Origin of the sequence: Rahnella sp. EDr1-12, from assembly GCF_049206505.1 — a bacterium.
In the GTDB taxonomy this organism is placed as follows: domain Bacteria; phylum Pseudomonadota; class Gammaproteobacteria; order Enterobacterales; family Enterobacteriaceae; genus Rahnella; species Rahnella rivi.
In genome coordinates this window covers 113,120-136,498 of sequence record NZ_JBLZNY010000001.1, presented here as the reverse complement: position 1 = coordinate 136,498, position 23,379 = coordinate 113,120, and the positions used below count along the sequence as shown (strand labels likewise).

Below are 23,379 nucleotides of genomic sequence, written 5' to 3'. Positions count from 1 at the left end.
ATGCGGGCGGGAAAGGATCCCGTTTTATGGAGTTTGAAATGAACGATGACGTCCAATGAATCATAAAAAAATCACGATTATTGACGTCGCGCAGCACGCGGGAGTTTCCGTTACCACGGTGTCACTGGTGCTGAGCGGCAAAGGACGAATTTCACAGACCACCTCCGAGCGCGTAAACCGTGCGGTCGATGAACTGGGGTTTGTGCGCAACCGTCAGGCCAGTACGCTGCGCGGCGGCGAATCCGGCGTGGTCGGGCTGATTGTTCGCGATATCTGCGAGCCTTTTTATGCCGAAATGACCGCCGGGCTGAGCGAGATGTTTGAGGCGCAGGGCAAAGTGCTGTTTCTGCTGCAAAGCGGCTCAACCGGCAAGGGCCTTGAGCGCTGTTTTGATACCTTACTGACGCACGGCGTTGACGGCATCGTTATCGCAGGTGGAGTGAATTCGATTGCCGGGCTGAAAGAAAAAGCGGAAGAACATGGGGTACCGCTGATCTGCGCGGCGCGCTCCGGGGGTATCGAAGGGGTGGATGTGGTGCGCCCGGACAACATGCTGGCCGCGAAAATGGCCACCGAATATCTGATCAAGCGCGGGCATAAACAGATCGCCTATCTTGGCGGCCTGAGCAATTCGCTCACCCGCGCCGAGCGGCTGGGCGGCTTCTGCGCCACGCTGTTGCAATACGGCCTGCCGTTTCGCAGTGAGTGGATCATCGAATGTGATTATCAGCAGAAATGCGCCGCCGATGCAGCAGAAGCCTTGTTATCCCGTTACCCGAAAATCAGCGCCATCGTCTGCCATAAAGCCTCCGTTGCGCTCGGTGCCTATTTTGGCGTGATGCGCACCGGCACCCAGGTCGGCGGCGGCGCAGTTGATAACTTCTTCCAGCAAAAAGTCGCGCTGATCGGCATGGAGGATGCGCCGGAATCCGCGCTGACCGAGCCTCCGCTGACGTCAATCGTCAACTCGGCCAGGGAAATTGGTTATTCGGCGGCACGCCGGTTAATGCTGAGGATTGGGGGGCAAAATCTGGAAGCGCAAAATATTATCGTCGCACCGGGGCTGGTGGAGAGGGAATCGGCGTAAGGCGGATTTCACAGCGGCACAACAGACTCTGCGCGCCGCTGCGAAATCTCATGATGACTCAGCGTGATTCACATGGCCGCCGTGGCGACGGCCTGCGTGATTAACGGCTGCACAGCTTGTAATACACCTCATTCCAGCGGATCTGGTTTTTGAAGTCTGCCAGCGTCGTGTCGTTATCTATCACCAGCAACTCAATTCCGGAAAGCTCGGCATAAAGACGCAGCGCGTCGATATCCAGTGCCTGCGAGAATACCGTGTGGTGCGCGCCGCCGCCGAGGATCCAGGCTTCTGCTGCGGTAGCCAGTGATGGCTGTGCTTTCCAGATAGCGCGGGCGACCGGCAGTTTTGGCAGAGGATGAGGCTGTTCGACGGTATCCACCAGATTGACCAGCAGACGGAAGCGGTCGCCCATGTCGATGACGCTGGCATTCACCGCCGGACCTGCCGGGGTGGAGAAGATCAGACGCGCCGGATCCGCTTTGCCGCCTATGCCGAGAAATTGCGCATCCAGCAACGGTTTTTCTTCTTTGGCAATCGACGGGCACACTTCCAGCATGTGCGAGCCCACCACCAGATCGTTCCCTGGTTTGAAGTGGTAGGTGTAATCTTCCATAAACGACGTGCCGCCTTTCAGGCCGCTGGCCATCACTTTCATGATGCGCAGCAGGGCAGACGTTTTCCAGTCGCCTTCGCCGCCAAAGCCGTAGCCTTTTTGCATCAGACGCTGTACCGCCAGCCCCGGCAGTTGTTTCATGCCGTGCAGATCTTCGAAGTTAGTGGTGAAGGCACCAAATTTGCCTTGCTCGAGGAAACGGGTCATGCCCAGTTCGATCTTCGCGGCGTCCAGCAGGTTTTCACGGCGTTCGCCGTTGATTTTAACCGTATCGGTGAGACGGTACGTGGCTTCGTACTCTTCCACCAGCGTATCCACGTCACCTTTGCTGACTTCGTTGATCACACTCACCAGATCGCCGATACCGTACGCGCTGACGGTGTAGCCAAACTGGATTTGCGCGGCGACTTTATCGCCTTCGGTCACTGCCACTTCACGCATGTTGTCGCCAAAACGCGCCACTTTCAGGTGCTGACTTTCATTTTTCGCCGCCGATACGCGCATCCACTGAGCGATGCGGCGATGAGATTCACCGTCCTGCCAGTGCCCGGCCACCACGGAATGTTGCTGACGCATACGGGCACCGATGAAGCCAAATTCACGGCCACCGTGCGCAGTCTGGTTCAGGTTCATGAAGTCCATGTCCATGGTGTCCCACGGCACTTCGGCGTTGAACTGCGTATGGAACTGTAACAGCGGCTTGTGCAGGATGCTCAGGCCGGCAATCCACATTTTGGCCGGCGAGAAGGTGTGCAGCCAGGTGATGATCCCCACGCACGGGTTGTGGTAGTTGGCTTCGCGGCACAGGGCGGTGATTTCGTCCGGCGTGGTCACCAGGGGTTTGAGCACCAGCTTAATCGGCAAACCGGCTTCCGTGTTCAGGCCGTTCACCACTTTTTCGGCATTCTCTTTGACCTGACGTAACGTTTCCGGCCCGTACAGATGCTGACTGCCGATAGCGAACCACACTTCGAGATGTTTAAACGCGTCCATTTGTTACTCCTGAATATCGGATATGAGAAAGAGGAATTAATGCGTCGTCTTCGCTGCGAACAGCGGTTCAGTCGTGACACACCATTGCTGATAACGTTCGTACAGGCGCTGATATTGCTCGACGCGCTGCGGATCCGGCAGCAGCGTGCGTTCGATGCTGCAGGCCATTTTTTCCTGCGCGGCAGGCACGTCGCTGAATTCACCGGCGGCGACGGCGGCAAAGATCGCCGCACCCAGCGCACAGCACTGATCAGACGCAACAATTTGCAGCGGCCGGTTCATGGCGTCGGCGCACACCTGCATGATGACCGGCGATTTACGCGCAATGCCACCGAGGGTCAGGACGTTTTCCACCGGAATATCCTGCTGTTCGAAACACTCCATGATGGCGCGTGCGCCAAAGGCGGTGGCGGCGATAAAGCCCCCGAACAGTTCCGGCGCTTCGGTACCTAAATTGATATCGGTAATCACGCCTTTCAGGCGCTGGTTGGCAAACGGCGTACGGCGGCCGTTGAACCAGTCGAGCACCAGCGGCAGGTGATCCAGTTTCGGATTGGCGGCCCAGGCGGCGGTGAGATCCGACAGGAGGTTTTTTTGTAATGCGGTTAACTGTGTTTGCAGTTCAGGATGGGTTTTTGCCGCCTGAATCAGCGGCCAGCTCAGCAGACGGCTGAACCAGGCGTACATGTCGCCAAAGGCTGACTGCCCGGCTTCCATCCCGATCATGTCCGGCACCACGCTGCCTTCGACCTGACCACAAATCCCGGCAATGGCACGATCGTTAACGCGGGCTTTATCGGCAATCAGAATGTCGCAGGTGGACGTGCCGATGACTTTCACCAGCGTATACGGCTGTGCGCCCGCACCGACGGCGCCCATATGGCAGTCGAATGCGCCGCCGGAAAGCACCACGCTTGCCGGTAAACCGAGACGTGCTGCCCATTCAGGGGTGAGTGTACCGACGGCCTGTTCGGCGGTGACGGTATCGGTAAACAGCGGATACGGCAGGTTTTCGACCAGCAACGGATCAAGGGCGGCGAAGAAATCTTTCGGTGGCAGGCCGCCCCACGACGGATGCCAGAGCATTTTGTGCCCGGCGCTGCAACGTCCGCGCACCACTTTGTCCGGCGCGGTGGTGCCGGAAAGCAGGGCGGGCACCCAGTCGCACAGTTCGACCCACGACGCGGCGGCTTCTTTCACCGCGGCGTCAGCGCGGGAAACGTGCAGGATTTTCGCCCAGAACCATTCGGAGGAGTAGACGCCGCCGATGTAGCGGGAGTAATCAGGGAAATCGCCGCTGCGGCACAGACGGTTGATCTCTTCGGCTTCTTCTATTGCCGTGTGATCTTTCCACAGCACGAACATGGCGTTCGGGTTTTCGGCAAATTCCGGGTTCAGCGCCAGAATGTTGCCCTGATGATCGACAGGCGCGGGGGTTGAGCCGGTGGAATCGACCCCGATACCGACCACGCGGGCGGCGCGCTCATGGCCCAGGCGGGTCACCACGTTTTTTATCGCCTGTTCCATCGCTTCTATATAGTCGAGCGGGTGATGGCGGAACTGATTTTTAGCCGCATCACAGTAACGGCCTTCATTCCAGCGCGGGTAATACACGACATCCGTTTCTATCTCAGCACCCGTCTGACAATCTACGGCCAGTGCACGGACAGAATCGCTGCCAAAATCCAGACCAAGAGCAATCGCACCTTGCGTCATTCTTTCTCACTCCTTCAGGTTTGCCGTAGTCATTACGGCGGCGAATCGAATTGCTCTAACAGTAGGAGGATGTCAAAAAGGCTGTGAGGAGGCGTTAGCTGGAAGTATGCACAAATCTGCTCCCAATGATGTTTCTGTGAGGTTGGTCAAATGTTAGCGTTTGGCTAAAATCGCTATATCTATGCACATTCCTGCTGTTTTCCCGGCGTGTGATAGCGCTCTACATTCCGCTGCAAAATTACCGCTAAAACTTAACCCGTCTTACAAGAGAGTGTGACGTAAATCCGCTATACACAGGACTTCGGCGCATCCTCACTTTGTTTCCTTACGCTACTGATAACGTTTTCACGATGGCGGCAAACCACCAGGTTTCAGAGCGCAATTGTGAAAAACAACAATAAAAGTCGGAGAACATCATGCATAAATTCACTAAGGCATTAGCGGCGGTAGGGTTAGCAGCCGTTATGTCACATTCAGCTATGGCAGCAGAAAATCCGAAGCTGGGTTTCCTGGTTAAACAGCCTGAAGAACCCTGGTTCCAGACTGAATGGCGCTTCGCCGATAAAGCCGGTAAAGACCTGAACTTCGAGGTCATTAAAATCGCCGTGCCGGATGGTGAAAAAACGTTGAATGCGATTGACAGTCTGGCGGCGAACGGCGCGAAAGGTTTTGTTATCTGTACGCCGGATCCCCGTCTCGGGCCTGCCATCATGGCGAAAGCGCGCAGCTATGACATGAAAGTGATCCAGGTGGATGACCAGTTCGTGAATGCCAAAGGCAAGCCAATGGAAGAAGTGCCGTTAGTGATGATGGCCGCGACCAAAATCGGCGAGCGTCAGGGGCAGGAACTGTATAAAGAGATGCAAAAACGTGGCTGGAAACCGGCTGAGACAGGCGTCATGGCCATCACCGCCGATGAGCTGGACACCGCACGTCGTCGTACTTCCGGTTCAATGGACGCGCTGAAAGCGGCCGGTTTCCCGGAAAAACAAATCTACAAAGTGCCAACCAAATCTAACGATATCCCTGGCGCACTGGATGCCGGTAACTCACTGCTGGTGCAGCATCCTGAAGTGAAAAACTGGCTGATCATCGGCATGAACGACAACACCGTGCTCGGTGGCGTGCGTGCAACGGAAGGTCAGGGCTTTAAAGCGGCTAACGTGATCGGCATCGGTATCAACGGTGTGGATGCGGTGAATGAGCTGTCGAAAAGCGCGCAAACCGGCTTCTACGGTTCCCTGTTACCCAGCCCGGATATCCACGGTTACAAAAGTATCCAGATGCTGAACGAATGGGTGACCAAAGGCGTTGAACCACCGAAATTCACCGAAGTGACTGACGTTGTGTTAATCACCCGCGACAACTTCAAAGAAGAATTGAAGAAAAAAGGGCTCATGTAATTTCCGGGATCATTTGAAAAAAGCATCAGATAACGCTGCTGCATAACGGACGACAGTTTTTTTTATAAGTTATTTATAAAAGGTTACGTACTGTTTTCTGCTGTGCAGTGGCGTGCATTCAACTTCACTTAATTTCCAGGTAGCCACTATGACTCAGCAATCTTCAACCAAGACGCCTTTGCTGAAACCGTCGCTGACGGAGTTTGATGCGGCCAAGCCGTATCTGGAATTCCATGACATTGGCAAAACTTTTCCGGGCGTGAAAGCGCTGGACGGAATTTCTTTCAATTGTTATGCCGGGCAAATTCACGCACTGATGGGCGAAAATGGCGCAGGTAAATCGACGCTGTTAAAAATCCTCAGCGGTAATTATCAGCCGTCGCAAGGCGTTATTCACATTAAAGGCCAGCCGGTCAGTTTTAATAAAACCACTGACGCACTTGATGCGGGCGTGGCGATTATTTATCAGGAATTACATCTGGTGCCGGAAATGACGGTGGCAGAAAACATTTACCTCGGACAATTGCCGAGCAAACACGGTTTTGTGAACCGTAAACTGCTGCGCTATGAAGCCAAAATTCAGCTCGAACACCTCGGGCTGGACATCAACCCGGATACGCCGCTCAAGTATCTCTCCATCGGTCAGTGGCAGATGGTGGAGATCGCCAAAGCCCTGGCGCGTAACGCCAAAATCATTGCCTTTGACGAGCCAACCAGTTCGCTCTCTGCCCGTGAAATCGAACAATTGTTCAGGGTTATCCGTGAGTTGCGTGCCGAAGGGCGCGTGATTTTGTATGTTTCCCACCGTATGGAAGAAATCTTCGCGTTAAGTGACGCTGTCACGGTATTCAAGGATGGCCGCTATGTGCGTACCTTCGACGACATGACGCAGGTCGATAACAGCAAACTGGTGCAGGCGATGGTGGGCCGTAATCTGGATGATATATACGGTTATGCACCGCGTCCGCATGGCGAAATCCGCCTCGAACTGGATGAAGTCAAAGCGCCGGGCGTGAGAACGCCGGTCAGCCTGACGGTGCGTCAGGGGGAAATTGTCGGTCTGTTCGGGCTGGTTGGTGCAGGGCGCAGCGAGCTGATGAAAGGATTATTCGGCGGCACGCGCATAACCGGCGGCACACTGAGGCTGGACGGTGCGGTGATGAACATCCGTAAACCGGCGGATGCCATTCGTCAGGGCATCATGCTTTGCCCGGAAGACCGCAAGGCTGACGGCATCATTCCGGTTCACTCGGTGCGCGACAACATCAACATCAGTGCCCGCCGTAAAACGGTGAAAGCAGGGTGCCTGATCAACAACGCCTGGGAAGCGAAAAATGCGCGCAAGCATATCGAGGCGCTGAATATTAAAACCCCGAGCGATCAGCAGCTGATCATGAATTTGTCCGGCGGTAATCAGCAAAAGGCCATTCTTGGCCGCTGGTTGTCGGAAGACATGAAAGTGATTTTGCTGGATGAACCGACGCGCGGCATTGACGTCGGCGCGAAACATGAAATTTATAACGTGATTTATTCTCTGGCAAAACAAGGCATTGCGGTGCTGTTTGCGTCCAGTGACTTACCGGAAGTGCTGGGTCTGGCCGACAGAATTGTGGTGATGCGCGAAGGCGCCATCTCCGGCGAACTGTCCCATGACGAAGCCACCGAAGAAAAAGCGCTGGGGCTCGCGATGTTGCGAACGCCAGACCTGACTTCTGCCCCTGACGCAGCCTGACCGAGGAGCAAAATATTATGTCGAGTATGACAACCAATTCCGCCAAACCGGATCAACCCTCAGCGGCTTCACGCGGCGGCCAGGGCCTGATGCGTATCTGGGACAGTTACGGCATGTTAGTGGTGTTCGCCGTGCTGTTCATCGCCTGTACCATTTTCGTGCCAAACTTCAGTTCTTTCATCAACATGAAAGGTCTGGGGCTGGCGATTTCAATGTCCGGGATGGTCGCCTGCGGCATGTTGTTCTGTCTGGCTTCCGGTGATTTCGATTTGTCCGTGGCATCGGTCATTGCCTGCGCGGGTGTTACCACGGCGGTGGTGATTAACCTCACCGAAAGCCTGTGGATTGGCGTCGGTGCGGGGCTGGTGCTGGGGATGCTGACCGGTTTACTTAACGGTTTCGTGATCGCCCGGCTGAAAATCAATGCCCTGATCACCACGCTGGCAACCATGCAGATTGTGCGCGGTCTGGCGTATATCATTTCCGACGGTAAAGCGGTCGGTATCGAAGACGAGCGTTTCTTCGCCCTCGGTTATGCCAACTGGTTCGGGCTGCCTGCACCGATCTGGCTGACTGTCGGCTGTCTGATTATCTTCGGGCTGCTGCTCAACAAAACCACTTTCGGGCGTAATACGCTGGCGATTGGCGGTAATGAGGACGCGGCGCGTCTGGCCGGTGTGCCGGTGGTGCGTACCAAAATCATCATTTTCATGTTGTCCGGGCTGGTGTCGGCGGCCGCGGGGATCATTCTGGCGTCGCGTATGACCAGCGGCCAGCCAATGACTTCGCTGGGCTTTGAACTGATCGTCATCTCCGCCTGTGTGCTGGGTGGCGTTTCACTGAAGGGCGGTATTGGCAAGATTTCCTACGTGGTATCCGGGATTTTGATCCTCGGTACGGTTGAAAATGCCATGAACCTGCTGAACATTTCCCCGTTCTCGCAGTACGTGGTGCGTGGCTTGATCCTGCTGGCGGCGGTGATCTTCGACCGCTACAAGCAGAAAGCGAAAAAGACCCTGTAAAACCGGTTTTGTGATAACGCTTTCACCGCGCTTTTTTCACGGCATTTGACGCTTTCAGGGGTTAAGTGCCGTAAAAACGCGTGGTTGTTCACAAATTGATAACCTTTACTGGCAGCGTTTTCACCGCCGATTAGAATAGATGAAAAATCCATAGCCACGTGATGTTCAGGAGGTTCGATGTATCACCGCATGATTCAGGATCAGCAGCAAAATCCGCTGTTACCGGGTTACAGTTTTAATGCTTATCTGGTCGCCGGAATGACACCGATCCTTGCTGATGGCCCGCTGGATTTCGCCATTGACCGCCCCGGCGGCATGAAAGGCTTTATTCTCAACCTGACGGTAAAAGGCCAGGGGAAAGTTTTTGACGGCGAGGATACCTTTTATTGCAACCCCGGCGATTTGTTGCTGTTCCCGCCGAAAGCGCGCCATCTTTACAGCCGCTCGGCTAACGCAGACTCCTGGTATCACCGCTGGGTCTATTTCCGCCCGCGCGCCTACTGGGCCGACTGGCTGGAATGGCACACCAAAACCCGCGACGTCGGGCGTCTCTCTTTGCCGAATAACACCCTGTTGCTGGAATTCGACCGGCTGTTCGCAAACATCGAACAGACGCAAAAATCAGGCCGCCGTTTTTGCGAAGAACTGGGCATGAACCTGCTGGAACGTCTGTTGCTGCGCGCAATGGAAGAAGACCCGCAGAGCCCGCAAAAAATCATGGATCCGCGCGTTATCGAAGCCTGTCAGTTTATTACCGGTAATCTGGCCGGTGAGCTGCGCATTGACGAAGTCGCCCGCCATGTGTGCCTGTCGCCATCGCGGCTGGCGCATCTGTTCCGCGAGCAGGTGGGGATTAACATTCTGCGCTGGCGGGAAGATCAGCGGGTGATCCGCGCCAAACTGCTGTTGCAGACGACGCAGGAATCAATCGCGACCATCGGGCGCGTGGTGGGATATGACGATCAGCTGTACTTCTCAAGGGTATTTCGCAAACGGGTGGGGGTCAGCCCGAGTGATTTCCGCCGCCGCAGCGTCGAGATCAATTACCCGGCAAAGCCTTACCGGGCGCAGGCGGATAATGCGGTGGCTTATCACTTCTGAGCCTCGCACAGCCTGAACAGTGATGAGCAAAATTCAGACGAACGCTGATAAAGCAGACAAAAAAAAGCCGGTATAAAAACCGGCTTTTCTCTTTTTTACGTACTGACGAAAGTTACGCCGCAGGTCTGGCGATCACATTTCGGTTTTCCATGCGCACTTCCGCAATCGTCACATCAATGATGTCACTCTGGCGGTAGGCCACTTCGCCTTTAATCAGCACGGTGCCGGTGTCAGCGCTGCACACCAGCTCGTCGCGCACGCTGTGCAGGAACGGAGCAGGAATGAACGCCACGGCGCCGATATCTTGCAGACGGATACGCAGGCCGCCGCGAGTCACATCGATAATTTCAGCGCTGAACTTCACCTCAGTACCGACTTTATCTTCCAGATAACGGGCGTACAGCCAGTCACCGACATCACGCTCAGCCATGCGGTTCGCGCGACGGCGTTCTGCCAGCTGTACGGTCATTTCATCCTGAGGTTTCTCAGCAGACTGTTGCAGGATCATCGCTTTCAGCAAGCGGTGGTTCACCATATCGCCGTATTTACGGATGGGTGACGTCCAGGTGGCGTAAGCTTCCAGACCCAGACCAAAGTGCGGCCCCGGCGTGGTGCTGATTTCTGCAAAGGTCTGGAAACGACGAATGCGGCTGTCGAGGAACTGCGTTGGCAAGGCATCAAGCTTACGGCGCAAGGCGCAGAAGCCCGGCAGTGTCAGCATCTCTTCGGCGTTGGCTTGCACGTCATTGGCCTGCAACACAGTGACCGCGTTCTCAACCAGCAGCGGATCAAAACCGGTGTGCACGTTGTAAACGCCAAAACCGAGGCTGTCGCGCAGGGCGATGGCGGCGCAGACGTTGGCGGCAATCATCGATTCTTCCACAATGCGGTTCGCGATGCGGCGATGCTCGGCGACGATTTCCAGCACGTTGCCTTTCTCACCCAGCACGAAGCGGTAATCAGGACGATCTTTAAACACCAGCGCATGCTCAGTACGCCATGCGCTGCGCACGTCACAGACGCGTTTCAGCAGGCGGATCTGCGAGGCGATCACCTCACTGGCCGGCTGCCATTCGCTTTTCTCATCGGTTTCCAGCCAGTCAGACACGTTATCGTAAGCCAGCTTGGCTTTGGACTCGATGGTCGCGGCGAAGAAACGAATGTCACTGCCCAGCGTGCCATCGGCGCTGAGCGTCACAGAGCACGCCAGAACCGGACGGCTGACATCCGGCCACAGCGAGCAGATGTCGTCGGACAATTCACGTGGCAGCATCGGGATGTTAAAGCCCGGCAGATAGTTGGTGAATGCGCGTTTTTTAGCAATATTGTCGAGATCGCTGCCTTCCGCTACATAAGCTGTCGGGTCAGCAATCGCGATGGTCATTTGCAGGGTGCCGTCGCCGTTGTCTTTGACATACAGCGCGTCATCCATGTCCTGCGTGCTGCCGCTGTCGATGGTGACAAACGGCAGGGCAGTCAGATCTTCGCGGGTCAGGCCTTCGTCGCGCAATTCGGCGATGTCAGATTTTGGCGCCTCGCGTTCAAGATTATGACGTGCCAGTGTCACCCACCACGGCGCGAGATCGTCAGTGCCGGTGGTGATCCACTCGGTGATTTCAGCCTGGAAGCTGTGATCACCTTCTTTCAGCGGATGGCGGCGCATTTCAGCCACACACCAGTCGCCGTCGCTCACTTCATGATTGATGTTACGGGCAACGCGGCACTGAATGGAATCACGTAATAAAGGGTGATCGGGAAGAATAGTAAGACGGTCGTCTTTTTTGGTCACACGACCCACAAAACGGCTGAGGAAAGGTTCAACCAGGGTTTCCGGCTGGACGACTTCACGCTCTTTTTCGGTTTGCAGTGAGGCGATCACGCGGTCACCGTGCATGACTTTTTTCATGTACGGAGGCGGAATGAAATAGCTTTTTTGGCCGTCTACTTCAAGAAAGCCAAAGCCTTTCTCAGTGCCTTTCACAATGCCTTCGACACGTGGAGTCTGAGAGTGAAGTTGCTGTTTTAGCTGCGCGAGCAGCGGGTTATCTTGAAACATATCGTCCAGAGAATTGGGGGTTAATGTGGCTCGATTAGCGGCAGACAGTTTTACGCGATCTGGCACCGTCGGGCAAGCTCTTATCCCCCCTTTCGCCTCATAACGCCGACGCGAAAGGGAGGATTTACGGCACACCCCGCAAAAGGGATCAGGCGATACGTTGCAGATCGACGGTTTGTTCACAGCGACGGATTGTCACCGGCACCGCTTTTGAGGTCGGGGTGTGGGTCTGATCGCCAAAACTCGACATCGGCACCAGCGGATTGGTTTCCGGATAATAGGCCGCCAGATTGCCGCGCGGAATGTCGTAGCTCACCAGTTTGAAACCGCTGACTTTGCGCTCAACGCCATCGTTCCACAGCGTTTCGATTTCCACCAGTTCGCCGTCTTTCAGGCCTAAATCGGCCAGATCCTGCGGGTGAATAAACAGCACTTCACGCTGGCCGTAGACGCCACGGTAACGGTCATCAAGGCCGTAAATCGTGGTGTTGTACTGGTCATGGGAACGCAGGGTCTGCAGCGTGAACGGCGCATTGCGATCGCCCATTGGGATCAGCACATCTGGCAACGGCGCGGCGCTGAAATTCGCCTTACCGCTCAGGGTGTTGAAATTCAGTTCTGCCGCCGCATTGCCCAGATAGAACCCGCCTTTGATGTCGCAGCGCGCATTGAAGTCTTTAAAGCCAGGAATGGTCGCTTCGATGTGATCGCGGATCAGATTGTAATCATCCGCCAGCGCCATCCAGTCGAGGTATTTGTCGCCGAGAACCGCATCGGCGATACCGCAGACAATGGCCGTTTCGGAACGCTGTTCTTTGGATAACGGAATACCCACGCCTTCGGACGCATGCACCATGCTGAAAGAGTCTTCGACGGTGATGAACTGCGAACCGGTGGCCTGCATATCCAGCTCAGTACGACCCAGCGTTGGCAGGATCAGCGCTTCGTGGCCCGGCGTCAGGTGGCTGCGATTCAGTTTGGTACTGATCTGCACCGACAGTTCAAGATTGCTCAGCGCCTGAAGGGTACGCGGCGTATCCGGTGCCGCCGCCGCGAGATTACCGCCAAGGCAGATCAGCACTTTCGCTTCTTTACGCAGCATGGCTTCCAGCGCTTCTACGGTGTTGTGGCCCGGAGTCCGCGGTGGGGTGAAATGGTAATGTTTTTCCATCGCATCCAGCAGGGCTTTCGGCGCTTTTTCGTCGATACCCATGGTGCGGTTACCCTGCACATTACTGTGGCCACGCACCGGACAAAGCCCCGCGCCTGGTTTACCCAGCTGACCAAACAGCAGTTGCAGGTTGGTGATTTCACGCACGGTCGGCACGGAATGTTTGTGCTGAGTAATGCCCATCGCCCAGGTACAGATCACGCGTTCGGCGTGCATATAAATAGCCGCGGCTTCGCGCAGATCCTGCTCGCTCAGGCCAGACTGTTCAGTGATTTTTTCCCAGCTGGTGGCATCCACCATTGCCAGATACTCGTCCACGCCAGCGCTGTTTTGCGTAATAAACGCGTCATCGAACAGGGACGGCTGGCCGGAGGCAATGCGCTCGCGGTGCGTTTGTAACAGCGCTTTGACGATGCCGCGTACGGCAGCCATATCGCCGCCCAGATTGGGCTGGTAATAGGCGGAACTGATGCGACCGGCTTTCGGTGTGACCACTTCCAGCGGTTTTTGTGGATCAGCAAAACGCTCCAGACCACGTTCGCGCAGGGTGTTAAAGCTGACCACTTTCGCGCCGCGATCGGCTGCGTGACGCAGGCTGTGCAGCATACGCGGGTGGTTGGTCCCCGGATTCTGCCCGAAGACGAAAATGGCATCGGCTTTTTCAAAGTCGTCCAGACGGACCGTGCCTTTGCCGACGCCGATACTCTGTTTCAGGCCAACGCCGCTGGCTTCATGGCACATGTTGGAGCAGTCAGGGAAGTTGTTGGTGCCGAACATGCGGCCAAACACCTGATACAGATAAGAGGCTTCGTTGCTGGCGCGTCCGGAGGTGTAAAAATCGGCCTGATCCGGGCTTTCGAGACCTTTAAGATGGCTGGCGATCAGCGAAAAAGCAGCATCCCAGCTGATCGGTTCGTAATGGTCGGTGGTGCGGTTGTAGCGCATCGGGTGGGTCAGACGTCCCTGATATTCCAGGAAATAATCGCTCTGCTCACGCAGTTTGCTCACGCTGTGCTGGGCGAAAAACTCTGGTTCGACGGCTTTACGGGTGGCTTCCCAGCTGACGGCTTTCGCCCCGTTTTCGCAGAAGCTGAACGTACTGTGATTATCATCGCCCCAGGCGCAGCCCGGACAGTCAAAACCGCGACCTTTGTTAACACGCATCAGGTTACGTAAGTTTGAGAGGACTTTTTTACTGTCGAAGACGAAACGGGTGGTGGATTCTAATGCACCCCAGCCACCGGCCGCGCCGTGGTAGGGTTTGATCTCAGTTTTGAATTTCATAATTATGCTTCGCAGGTGGTTTTTATTCTGGTCTGGAAACAATCGGATCGGCAAAATGTTAATCGGATTGTTAATTTTATGTCACAAGTTTAGGAGGGCGAGGGGAATACGTCTAATCGAATGCCGTGATGGTGTGATAGATAACCTCTATGGCGCAAAAAGTTCGGCGCGAAATCCACATTTCCCAGTTCTGACGGGGGCTTAAAGTCAGTTTCATCAGGTTAAAAAACAGCAGGTTGTGATAATCAAAACTGATTGCGCGGGCAACTGACTGTTTTGCTGTAAAAGCGTCCAACTTGTAACTGAACCGTTTCATTATGAAATGCTTAGCAAAAGACTAAGGGTTTTTCTGTACGCCGATTTAAGGCACCCTATGCCGCAGATCTCACTCTATGATTTTTTTGTATATTGCCTGTGCATTTTTATGCGCCGGTCAATACGGCACGTTTAAGGAAGACTCAGTGAAACGTAGTGTAATAAGTGTTTTGTCTTGTGTGTTGATGTTCTCTGCGGGCAGCGCCCACGCTGTCGCGCCACTCGATTTCCCGGTTGTGCCACCGAGCATTGATGCCGCCTCGTTTGTCCTGATGGATTACGCCAGCGGTGATGTGCTGGCGGCAGGGAATCCGGACGATCGCCGTAACCCGGCCAGCCTGACCAAACTGATGACCGGCTACGTGATTGACCGTGCTTTGGATCAGAAAAAAATCACCATGAATGACGTTGTGACCGTGCCTCAGGAAGCCTGGGTGGCGGGTAATAAAAGTCTCGATGGTTCTTCCCTGATGTTCCTCAAACCGGGCGACCGTGTTTCCGTGCGTGATTTAATCCGCGGCATCATCATTACCTCCGGTAACGATGCCTGCGTGGCGATGGCTGACTATGTGGCGGGCAGCCAGGACAGTTTTGTCGGCATGATGAACAAATATGTCGTCAGCCTGGGCCTGACCAACACCCATTTCGAAACCGTGCACGGTCTGGATGCGCCGGGGCAGTTCACAACGTCATACGATCTCGCCAAGCTTTCCCGTGCCATCATCGGCGGCGAGCCTGAGGAGTATCAGATGTATGCCGAGAAATCGCTGACATATGACAACATCACTCAGCAAAACCGTAACGGCCTGTTGTGGGATAAAAACCTGCAGGTAGACGGCCTGAAAACCGGTCATACCGAAAGCGCCGGTTTTAACATTATCGCTTCGGCAACGCAGGGTGACCGTCGTCTGATTGCCGTCGTCATGGGCGGGAAAAGTTCAAAAGGGCGTGAAGAGCAGGCACGTAAACTGCTGACCTGGGGCTTCCGCGAATACTCCAGCAAGCAGATTTTCAAAGCGGGTCAGACTGTCTCTGATGAACATGTCTGGTACGGTGCGAATTCGCAGGTGAAAGTCGGGTCGCTGAGCGATGTATTCATCAGCGTACCGCAGGCGGATGCCGATAAACTGAAAGCACAGTATGTTCTGACTAACCCGCAGGTTGAAGCACCGCTGAAAAAAGGGCAGGAGCTGGGCAATATCAATATCGTGGATAACGGCAAAGTAATTAAAACCGTGCCGCTGGTGGCATTAGAAGATGTCGCCGAGGGCGGCATCATCAGCCGGGCGATCGATTATGTGAAACTGAAAATTTAAAATAACTTCCTTAATAATAAGTATTAATAATCCCTGGTGAAATAACCGGGGATTTTTTTGCCATAAATTTGAAGTATTGATAATTTATAAAATATGACGGAGTTATTGTTTTTAAATGTAATTGGCGCAATTCATATTATTTTCTATAAATTCATCTCGTTTTTATTTTTAATTAATGCATTAATGATGGTGGTGAATTATCAATGTTTATTTTTTAAATCTTTCGATTGATTCATCAAACAAATTAGCATGAGTATTAATGGTTTTTTTAAATATATATAAATGGAGTTATATAATGAGTGAAGAAAAAACAAAATCAGACCTGGTCATTGCTGAAGGTAGTCAATTCAGCGCGGAAACATCAACAGATTATTCCCCTGGGAAAGAAAATATCGCGCTCGCTGTGACGGCGACCGGGATAACCTATAACGGTACCACGGGTAATGATTCGTTTACGGGTGGAAAAGAAGATGATCATCTTCGCGGCGGTGACGGTAACGACTGGCTCAGCGGAGGTTTGGGAGATGACGTTCTTAAAGGCGATACGGGTAACGACACACTCAACGGCGGCGCTGGTGCCGACGTGCTGGAAGGCGGGGCTGGCAATGATTCTCTTTACGGCGGAGAAGGACTGGACAGCTTTATCTTCGCCGCCGGCCACGGTCAGGATGTTATCACTGATAGCCGTTCGTCAGACATCGGTAATGACGTTTTACGGTTCAATGGAGCCAGTTCGGGCTCGGCGCGGTTTAGCCGCGAGGGTAACAGTTTGATCATACAGGCCTACGGTGCGGACGACCGGGTGAGCGTCACTAACTTCTTTGTAAATGGCGAAAGTTCGGGGGAATTTTTCCGTCAGTACAGCTTTGTCTTTGACGATAGGACTCTGACGGAGACAGACCTCTTGTCAGGGGTCACGTCATGGGGAACCGCAAATAATGACAATGAGTCGGGCTGGTACGGTGTAGACCTTATGTATGGCGGGTTGGGTAACGATTCGCTAAGTGGAGGGTCAGGAAATGACGTTCTGAACGGCGGAGCCGGTGATGATACGCTCGGTGGCGGAGCTGGAGACGATATTCTTGAGGGGGGCTCAGGTAATGACCGTCTTAGCGGTAACGAGGGGCTGGATACTTTTATGTTTGCCGTCGGACACGGTCAGGATGTGGTCAGTGACGCACCTTCGACCGACATCGGAAATGATACTTTGCGGTTTACGGGGGCGAATAGCCAAAATGCCCTTTTCAGCCGCAAGGGAAACGATCTGATCGTTCATGCCTATGGAACAGATGACAACGTAACGGTCACCAACTTTTTCAATAATCCTGAAACACCCGGGACGGTGTTCCGTCAATACAGCTTTGTGTTTGATGATAAGACGCTGACGGAACCGGATCTGCTATCGGGCGTCACAACCTGGGATACAGAGGGTAATGACAATGCGTTGGGCTGGTACGGTGTAGACCTCATGTATGGCGGATTGGGTAACGATTCGCTACGTGGAGGCTCAGGAAATGACGTTCTGCACGGCGGAGTCGGTGATGATACGCTCGGTGGCGGAGCTGGAGTCGATATTCTTGAGGGAGGCTCAGGTAATGACCTTCTTAGCGGTAACGGGGGGCTGGATACTTTTATGTTTGCCGTCGGACACGGTCAGGATGTGGTCAGTGATGCTCCTTCGACCGACATCGGAAATGATACTTTGCGGTTTACGGGAGCGAATAGCCAAAATGCCCTTTTCAGCCGCAAGGGAAACGACCTGGTCGTTCATGCCTATGGAACAGATGACAACGTAACGGTCACCAACTTTTTCAATAATTCTGAAATACCCGGAACGGCGTTCCGTCAATACAGCTTTGTGTTTGATGATAAGACGCTGACGGAACCGGATCTGCTGTCAAGAATCACCTCCTGGGGTACTGCGGGTAATGATACTGAGTGGGGCTGGTACGGGAATGACATTATTTATGGCGGTGCGGGCAACGATTCACTGTCTGGGGTTTCAGGAGATGACATCCTGAACGGTGGACTGGGTAATGACAACCTCTTTGGTGGGGATGGGGCGGATACTTACCACTTTGCGGCGGGTCATGGAAAAGACCTTGTGAATGACGTTGGTAAACCCGGCGAAAGCAATAATACCCTGCGTTTCAACGGTGCAGAGTCTGGTACAACACGGTTTAGTCGTGATGGGAGTCATCTGACCATTCAGGCCTACGGAAGCGATGACAGCGTGATGGTCAGCAACTACTTTGCCGGTACTGATCAACCCGGAGGAATTTACCGCCAGTTCAGCTTTGTCTTCGACGATGCGACGCTGACGGAGGCGGATCTGGCGAGGTCGGGGATGACGTACAACGGAACGGACGCTGGTAACAATGCCTCGGGCTGGTATGCCGCTGATCTTATGTACGGCGCAGGCGGTAACGACACGCTGCAGGGAGGGGGCGGAAATGACGTGCTGAACGGCGGTGCGGGCAATGACTCACTTAATGGCAACAGCGGTGAGGACACCTACCAGTTTACTGCCGGGCACGGTAAAGACCATGTGTATGACTCAGCGGGTAGCGGTGAAAATGGTGATATTTTACGCTTCACTGGTGCGTCATCGGGCGCAGCCCGTTTCAGTCGCGAGGGTGCCAACCTTATCATACAGGCCTACGAAAGCGATGACAGCGTGACGGTCAGCAACTACTTTGCCGGTACTGATCAACCCGGAGGGATTTACCGCCAGTTCAGCTTTGTGTTCGACGATGCGACGCTGACGGAGTCGGATCTGGCGAGGTCGGGGATGACGTACAACGGAACGGACCTTGCTAACAATGCCACGGGCTGGTATGCACCTGATTTTATGTACGGCGCAGGCGGTAACGACACGCTGCAGGGAGGGGGCGGAAATGACGTGCTGAACGGCGGTGCGGGCAATGACTCACTTAATGGCAACAGCGGTGAGGACACCTACCAGTTTACTGCCGGGCACGGTAAAGACCATGTGTATGACTCAGCGGGTAGCGGTGAAAATGGTGATATTTTACGCTTCACTGGTGCGTCATCGGGCGCAGCCCGTTTCAGTCGCGAGGGTGCCAACCTTATCATACAGGCCTACGGAAGCGATGACAGCGTGACGGTCAGCAACTACTTTGCCGGTACTGATCAACCCGGAGGGATTTACCGCCAGTTCAGCTTTGTGTTCGACGATGCGACGCTGACGGAGTCGGATCTGGCGAGGTCGGGGATGACGTACAACGGAACGGACCTTGCTAACAATGCCACGGGCTGGTATGCACCTGATTTTATGTACGGCGCAGGCGGTAACGACACGCTGCAGGGAGGGGGCGGAAATGACGTGCTGAACGGCGGTGCGGGCAATGACTCACTTAATGGCAACAGCGGTGAGGACACCTACCAGTTTACTGCAGGCCACGGTAATGATTACGTGTATGACAACACCGGTGCGGGTGAACACGGCGATATCCTACGCTTTACCGGGGCTAACGCTGGTTCAGCGCTGTTCAGTCGCGATGGTCGCAGTCTGGTTATAAAGGCCTACGGAAGCGATGACAGCGTGACGGTCAGCAACTACTTTGGCGGTACTGATCAACCCGGAGGGATTTATCGCCAGTTCAGCTTTGTCTTCGACGATGCGACGCTGACGGAGTCAGACCTGGCGAGGTCGGGGATAACGTACAACGGAACGGAGGTCAGTAATAATATTACCGGCTGGTACGGCGTCGACCTGATGAACGGTGGCGGCGGTAACGATACGCTGAGTGGAGTTTCCGGAGATGACGTTCTGAACGGCGGCGCGGGTAATGACGTGCTGAACGGCGGAGCGGGGCAGGATACCTATCTGTTCGCTAACGGACACGGTAATGACAGGGTCACTGATTACGCAGGTAAGCTTGAAGGCAAAGATATTATTGAATTCAGCGATCTCAATCTCACCGACCTGTGGTTCTCGAAAAGTAACAGTAATCTGCTTATTACCGAATCAGGATCTCAGGATTCCGTAGAAGTGATGAACTGGTATTCCAATGCTGAAAGCCAAAATAAAGTCATTCATACGCATGATGGCTATGAAATTGATGCAGCTCAGGTGCAGCAACTGGTTGAAGCGATGAGTACGTTTGCCGCAACGCATAGCGAACTATCAGCAGCAGATCAGCAAACAGGCTTTATGCACTCTGTCAGTGTTTCATCCTATCTCGAAGCCGCGAAATAATGTAATGCGGTAAATATCAAAAGCTCCTCTGTATTCACGGAGGAGCTTTTTTATTTCTGACATCTCAGGATATTTATTCAGAACACTTTGGAAGAAAAATCCGTTTTTACTTCGCTTTCAATATAGGTATTTAAACCCCATCCGGCGCGCGCTAATTCTTTCATCTTTTCAAGATGCTCGGGGCCGGGGTGACGGATATCATAAAGATACACGTGATTATTTTTGAAACGGACTTTAATCGAGTTGGCATCTATCTGGAAGCTGACAACCTGTGAATCACCGCTTTTGTTGGCGTAATTTTCCATGCTGCATCCTGTTAGCTAAGCCTGATATCGGGCGACCTCATCTATTAACCACGTTCGGCCATTTGACACAGGGCGGAAGTTCACAGTTTGCGCAACGCACGGAAAACAAAGCTGAATACGACAGCAGGAACACCGCTCATGACGTTCTCAGGCCATGAGCGGGGAAGATTACAGGTTTTCCGTCACGATTTTGGCGGCCGCCGCCAGCACATCTTTACGTGCTTTGGCATCCTGCTGCGGTTGGGTGAAATAGGTGACCAGAATGAGCGGCGCATGGTTATCGGGCCAGATCACCGCAATGTCATTGGTGGTGCCGTAATCGCCGCTGCCGGTCTTATCGCCGACCTGCCACGTTGCCGGAAGTCCTGCGCGGATGCTGGCTGCGCCGGTGGTGTTACCTTTTAACCATTGCACAAGCTGCGCGCGCTGCGGTTCAGCCAGCGCATTGCCCAGCGTCAGTTTACGCAGACTTTCTGCCATCGCCAGCGGGGAGGTGGTATCACGTTTGTCGCCGGGGATCGCCGTGTTGAGGCTTGGTTCCGTGCGGTCGAGGCGGAAAGTCTCATCGCCGAGGGAACGTGCAAACTGAGTCACTTTTGCCGGGCCGCCGAGCTGCGCGATAAGTTTATTCATCGCCACGTTGTCGCTGTACTGAATCGCCGCCGCACCCAGTTCACCCAGCGTCATGCCGCTATCAAGGTGTTTTTCAGTGATCGGGTTGTAGTTCACCAGATCGGACTTTTTGATATCCACGTGCTTATTCAGCAGGTTTTTATCCGTTTCACTGGCTTTCAGAATGCCTGATGCTGCCATCACTTTGCTGGTGCTGCACATGGCGAAACGTTCATCCGCGCGGTAAAGCGTCTGCGTGTTACTGGCCGTGTCTATCATCGCCACGCCTAACCGCCCGCCGGTGCTTTTTTCCAGTTCAGCGAGTTTTTGTTGTACGGCTTTTGCTTGTGCGGGCGTCTGAGCCCACAGCGGTGCACTGGAAAATAACAAAGGCATCAGCGCCACGGTGAGGCACGCTTTCTGACGAAATGTATTCATGAACATAGAAATCCTTATCGGTGTTGGTGTGGAAGCCGGCAATATCCTTGTTTGGTGCAGGATTGACAAGCGAGAATAATTTCGCGCAGGATAAAGAAAAACTTATGGATAAGTCATTATGCGTACCTCGCTGCCTCTCAATGCATTGCGTGCTTTTGAAGCCTCGGCCAGACATCTCAACTTTACCCGTGCCGCACTTGAACTGAGCGTCACGCAGGCGGCGGTCAGCCAGCAGGTACGTTTGCTGGAAGATCAGCTGGGCACTGCCTTGTTCAAACGGTTGCCGCGCGGGCTGGAACTGACCGATGAAGCGCTGGTGTTATTGCCGGTGTTATCCGAAGCGTTCAGCCAGATTCAAACCGTGCTCAAGCGCTTTGAGGGCGGGTATTTTCATGAAGTGCTGACTATCGCGGTGGTGGGTACCTTTGCCGTAGGCTGGTTATTGCCGCGGCTGAAAGCCTTCCGGGAGCAGCATCCTTTTATCGAACTCAAAATTCTGACCAACAATAACGTGGTTAATTTGGCGTCCGAAGGGCTGGATTACGCGATCCGTTTTGGAACCGGCAACTGGGCGGCGACGGAAAACCGGCTGTTGTTTGACGCGCCGCACACGGTGTTATGTTCTGCGGACATTGCCCGCAGACTTTCGACACCGGATGCGCTGACCAAAGAAATACTATTGCGTTCGTACAGGCCGGATGAATGGGATCAATGGATGATCGCCGCCGGTCTGGATCCCTGGCGTGCTGCCGGGGCGGTGTTTGATTCTTCGCGGCTGATGGCCGAAGCGGCGATGCAGGGGGAAGGCGTGGCGCTGGTTCCCGTGTCGATGTTTACCCGCGAAATGGAGGCCGGATGTCTGGTTCGTCCGTTTGCCACTGAAATCACGCTCGGCAGTTACTGGCTGACCCGGCTTAAATCGAAACGCATGTCTGCCGCGATGCAGGTGTTCGAGGAATGGCTGTTCAGCCAGCTGGTCGAAAGGTCTGAAGAATAAGCGCGCAGTGCAGTGGGCACCGGCAAACTCCCGGTGCCCGCAGCGCTAAAGGGATGGTTTCAGCAGGAAACTGTGATCAAAGGTGCCACTGACATTGAGCGCCACCGGGAGCAATCCCTGAGCATGATAAAAATCAGCGGTTTGCTGTTGCTGCGTCTCAGTTGCCGCATCGATCTGCTGCCAGTAGGATTTGCGGCGCTCAAAAGAGAGTTTCGCCGCATCCAGCGGGAAGCCGATAATCTTCGCCAGTTTTTCACTGTACGCATCCAGATTTTTATACGCCCAGATCTGCGCATCGCTCAGCCGTTGCAGATAATCAGCAATCGCCTGACGTTTACCCTGATCTTTCAGCGCCGTCTCCGTGGCGGCGAGAAAACTGTTCCCTGACCACAACCCCCGGCCATTAATCAGCACGCGCAGATGATCCTGCGTTTCGGCGAATGCCGTGTAAGGTTCCCATGTCGCCCAGACATCCACCGAACCTTGCGTCAGCGCGAGTTTGGCATCGCTGGGTGGCAGGAAGCGGAAGGTGACATCTTTGGCACTCAGCCCGGCAGAGGCCAGTGCTTTCAGCGCCACAAAATGCCCGATAGATCCCCGGTTGGTGGCGATACTCTTGCCTTTCAGATCGGCAGCCGTTTTGATCGGGCTGTCGGGCCTGACCAGCAGCGCCGTGCCGTAAGCATCAGATTTATCCACCGCAATGGCTTTCACCTGCGCACCCGCCGCTTCGGCAAACAGCAGCGGCGCATCGCCGATAATCCCGACATCCACGGCCTGCGCGTTGAGCGCTTCTGCCAGCGGAGCCGCAGCCGGGAACTCCGACCATTCAATTTTGTAGGGCAGATTATCCAGTTTGCCCGCTGCTTCCAGCTGGGCACGCATATTCCCTTTCTGATCGGCCACGCGCAGGGTGACGGAGTCGGCGAATGCCGCAGACGTGCTGGCGATAAGAGACACCATCAACAGCAGATTTTTTACATTGACTCGCATTGC

15 protein-coding genes are annotated in these 23,379 nt (G+C 54.3%); 8 read left to right on the top strand and 7 right to left on the bottom strand.

What is annotated here, in order from left to right:
• Positions 1-55: 55 nt before the first annotated feature.
• Positions 56-1,087, top strand: coding sequence for a Mal regulon transcriptional regulator MalI (malI, locus tag ACO0U8_RS00570; RefSeq protein ID WP_056777268.1), 1,032 nt, complete (start codon positions 56-58; stop codon positions 1,085-1,087).
• Positions 1,088-1,187: 100 nt separating this feature from the next.
• Here the strand turns inward: malI and araA are convergent, their stop codons facing one another.
• Together araA and ACO0U8_RS00560 are read right to left on the bottom strand one after the other, a co-directional pair.
• Positions 1,188-2,693 (bottom strand): L-arabinose isomerase, encoded by a 1,506-nt coding sequence (gene araA / locus ACO0U8_RS00565; RefSeq protein ID WP_421670062.1) that lies wholly within the window; start codon positions 2,691-2,693, stop codon positions 1,188-1,190.
• Positions 2,694-2,729: 36 nt separating this feature from the next.
• Positions 2,730-4,409 (bottom strand): ribulokinase, encoded by a 1,680-nt coding sequence (locus ACO0U8_RS00560; protein WP_421670061.1) that lies wholly within the window; start codon positions 4,407-4,409, stop codon positions 2,730-2,732.
• 416 nt (positions 4,410-4,825) lie between these two features.
• Between ACO0U8_RS00560 and ACO0U8_RS00555 the strand changes: the two genes are divergently transcribed.
• From ACO0U8_RS00555 to araC, 4 genes are all read left to right on the top strand, one after another.
• The gene (locus ACO0U8_RS00555; RefSeq protein WP_056777260.1) at positions 4,826-5,812 is read left to right on the top strand and encodes an arabinose ABC transporter substrate-binding protein; all 987 of its coding nucleotides are present in this window, start codon (positions 4,826-4,828) and stop codon (positions 5,810-5,812) included.
• Between the two features lie 148 nt (positions 5,813-5,960).
• On the top strand, positions 5,961-7,544 hold the full coding sequence (gene araG, locus ACO0U8_RS00550; protein WP_122095368.1) for an L-arabinose ABC transporter ATP-binding protein AraG: 1,584 nt from the start codon (positions 5,961-5,963) through the stop codon (positions 7,542-7,544).
• Positions 7,545-7,561: 17 nt separating this feature from the next.
• Positions 7,562-8,566 carry an L-arabinose ABC transporter permease AraH gene (gene araH, locus ACO0U8_RS00545; RefSeq protein ID WP_056777255.1) on the top strand — a complete coding sequence of 335 codons (1,005 nt, stop codon included), beginning with the start codon at positions 7,562-7,564 and terminating at the stop codon, positions 8,564-8,566.
• A gap of 177 nt (positions 8,567-8,743) precedes the next feature.
• Positions 8,744-9,667, top strand: a complete 924-nt coding sequence (gene araC / locus ACO0U8_RS00540) for an arabinose operon transcriptional regulator AraC (protein WP_056777252.1) — start codon at positions 8,744-8,746, stop codon at positions 9,665-9,667.
• Positions 9,668-9,779: 112 nt separating this feature from the next.
• Here araC and ACO0U8_RS00535 read toward each other — a convergent pair whose 3' ends face one another.
• Positions 9,780-11,723: an exoribonuclease II gene (locus ACO0U8_RS00535; protein WP_122095367.1), complete on the bottom strand. Its 1,944-nt coding sequence runs from the start codon at positions 11,721-11,723 to the stop codon at positions 9,780-9,782.
• A 148-nt stretch (positions 11,724-11,871) separates the two neighbouring features.
• A complete protein-coding gene (locus ACO0U8_RS00530; protein WP_421670060.1) occupies positions 11,872-14,178 on the bottom strand; it encodes an FdhF/YdeP family oxidoreductase in 2,307 nt (768 codons plus the stop codon).
• Positions 14,179-14,639: 461 nt separating this feature from the next.
• Here ACO0U8_RS00530 and ACO0U8_RS00525 point away from each other — a divergent pair, with 461 nt between their 5' ends.
• Positions 14,640-15,809 (top strand): serine hydrolase, encoded by a 1,170-nt coding sequence (locus ACO0U8_RS00525; protein WP_421670059.1) that lies wholly within the window; start codon positions 14,640-14,642, stop codon positions 15,807-15,809.
• 295 nt (positions 15,810-16,104) lie between these two features.
• Positions 16,105-20,031, top strand: a complete 3,927-nt coding sequence (locus tag ACO0U8_RS00520) for a hypothetical protein (RefSeq protein WP_421670058.1) — start codon at positions 16,105-16,107, stop codon at positions 20,029-20,031.
• 77 nt (positions 20,032-20,108) lie between these two features.
• Here ACO0U8_RS00520 and ACO0U8_RS00515 read toward each other — a convergent pair whose 3' ends face one another.
• Positions 20,109-20,336 carry a hypothetical protein gene (locus ACO0U8_RS00515; RefSeq protein WP_015697366.1) on the bottom strand — a complete coding sequence of 76 codons (228 nt, stop codon included), beginning with the start codon at positions 20,334-20,336 and terminating at the stop codon, positions 20,109-20,111.
• A gap of 168 nt (positions 20,337-20,504) precedes the next feature.
• Complete coding sequence (bla, locus tag ACO0U8_RS00510) at positions 20,505-21,392, bottom strand: class A beta-lactamase (RefSeq protein ID WP_421670057.1); 888 nt, start codon at positions 21,390-21,392, stop codon at positions 20,505-20,507.
• Positions 21,393-21,504: 112 nt separating this feature from the next.
• On the opposite strand from bla, the gene ACO0U8_RS00505 reads away from it, so the two are divergent.
• Positions 21,505-22,383 (top strand): LysR substrate-binding domain-containing protein, encoded by an 879-nt coding sequence (locus ACO0U8_RS00505; RefSeq protein ID WP_421670056.1) that lies wholly within the window; start codon positions 21,505-21,507, stop codon positions 22,381-22,383.
• Between the two features lie 45 nt (positions 22,384-22,428).
• Here the strand turns inward: ACO0U8_RS00505 and ACO0U8_RS00500 are convergent, their stop codons facing one another.
• A complete protein-coding gene (locus tag ACO0U8_RS00500; protein ID WP_390975464.1) occupies positions 22,429-23,376 on the bottom strand; it encodes an ABC transporter substrate-binding protein in 948 nt (315 codons plus the stop codon).
• Positions 23,377-23,379: the final 3 nt, after the last annotated feature.

Bases quoted from the DNA above. Each gene is read 5' to 3' on its own strand.
- ACO0U8_RS00500 (WP_390975464.1), bottom strand. From the start codon at position 23,376: ATGCGAGTCAATGTAAAAAATCTGCTGTTGATGGTGTCTCTTATCGCC.
- ACO0U8_RS00560 (WP_421670061.1), bottom strand. From the start codon at position 4,409: ATGACGCAAGGTGCGATTGCTCTTGGTCTGGATTTTGGCAGCGATTCT.
- ACO0U8_RS00505 (WP_421670056.1), top strand. From the start codon at position 21,505: ATGCGTACCTCGCTGCCTCTCAATGCATTGCGTGCTTTTGAAGCCTCG.
- araC (WP_056777252.1), top strand. From the start codon at position 8,744: ATGTATCACCGCATGATTCAGGATCAGCAGCAAAATCCGCTGTTACCG.
- araA (WP_421670062.1), bottom strand. From the start codon at position 2,693: ATGGACGCGTTTAAACATCTCGAAGTGTGGTTCGCTATCGGCAGTCAG.
- bla (WP_421670057.1), bottom strand. From the start codon at position 21,392: ATGTTCATGAATACATTTCGTCAGAAAGCGTGCCTCACCGTGGCGCTG.
- ACO0U8_RS00515 (WP_015697366.1), bottom strand. From the start codon at position 20,336: ATGGAAAATTACGCCAACAAAAGCGGTGATTCACAGGTTGTCAGCTTC.
- araG (WP_122095368.1), top strand. From the start codon at position 5,961: ATGACTCAGCAATCTTCAACCAAGACGCCTTTGCTGAAACCGTCGCTG.
- ACO0U8_RS00520 (WP_421670058.1), top strand. From the start codon at position 16,105: ATGAGTGAAGAAAAAACAAAATCAGACCTGGTCATTGCTGAAGGTAGT.
- ACO0U8_RS00555 (WP_056777260.1), top strand. From the start codon at position 4,826: ATGCATAAATTCACTAAGGCATTAGCGGCGGTAGGGTTAGCAGCCGTT.
- ACO0U8_RS00535 (WP_122095367.1), bottom strand. From the start codon at position 11,723: ATGTTTCAAGATAACCCGCTGCTCGCGCAGCTAAAACAGCAACTTCAC.
- ACO0U8_RS00530 (WP_421670060.1), bottom strand. From the start codon at position 14,178: ATGAAATTCAAAACTGAGATCAAACCCTACCACGGCGCGGCCGGTGGC.
- malI (WP_056777268.1), top strand. From the start codon at position 56: ATGAATCATAAAAAAATCACGATTATTGACGTCGCGCAGCACGCGGGA.
- araH (WP_056777255.1), top strand. From the start codon at position 7,562: ATGTCGAGTATGACAACCAATTCCGCCAAACCGGATCAACCCTCAGCG.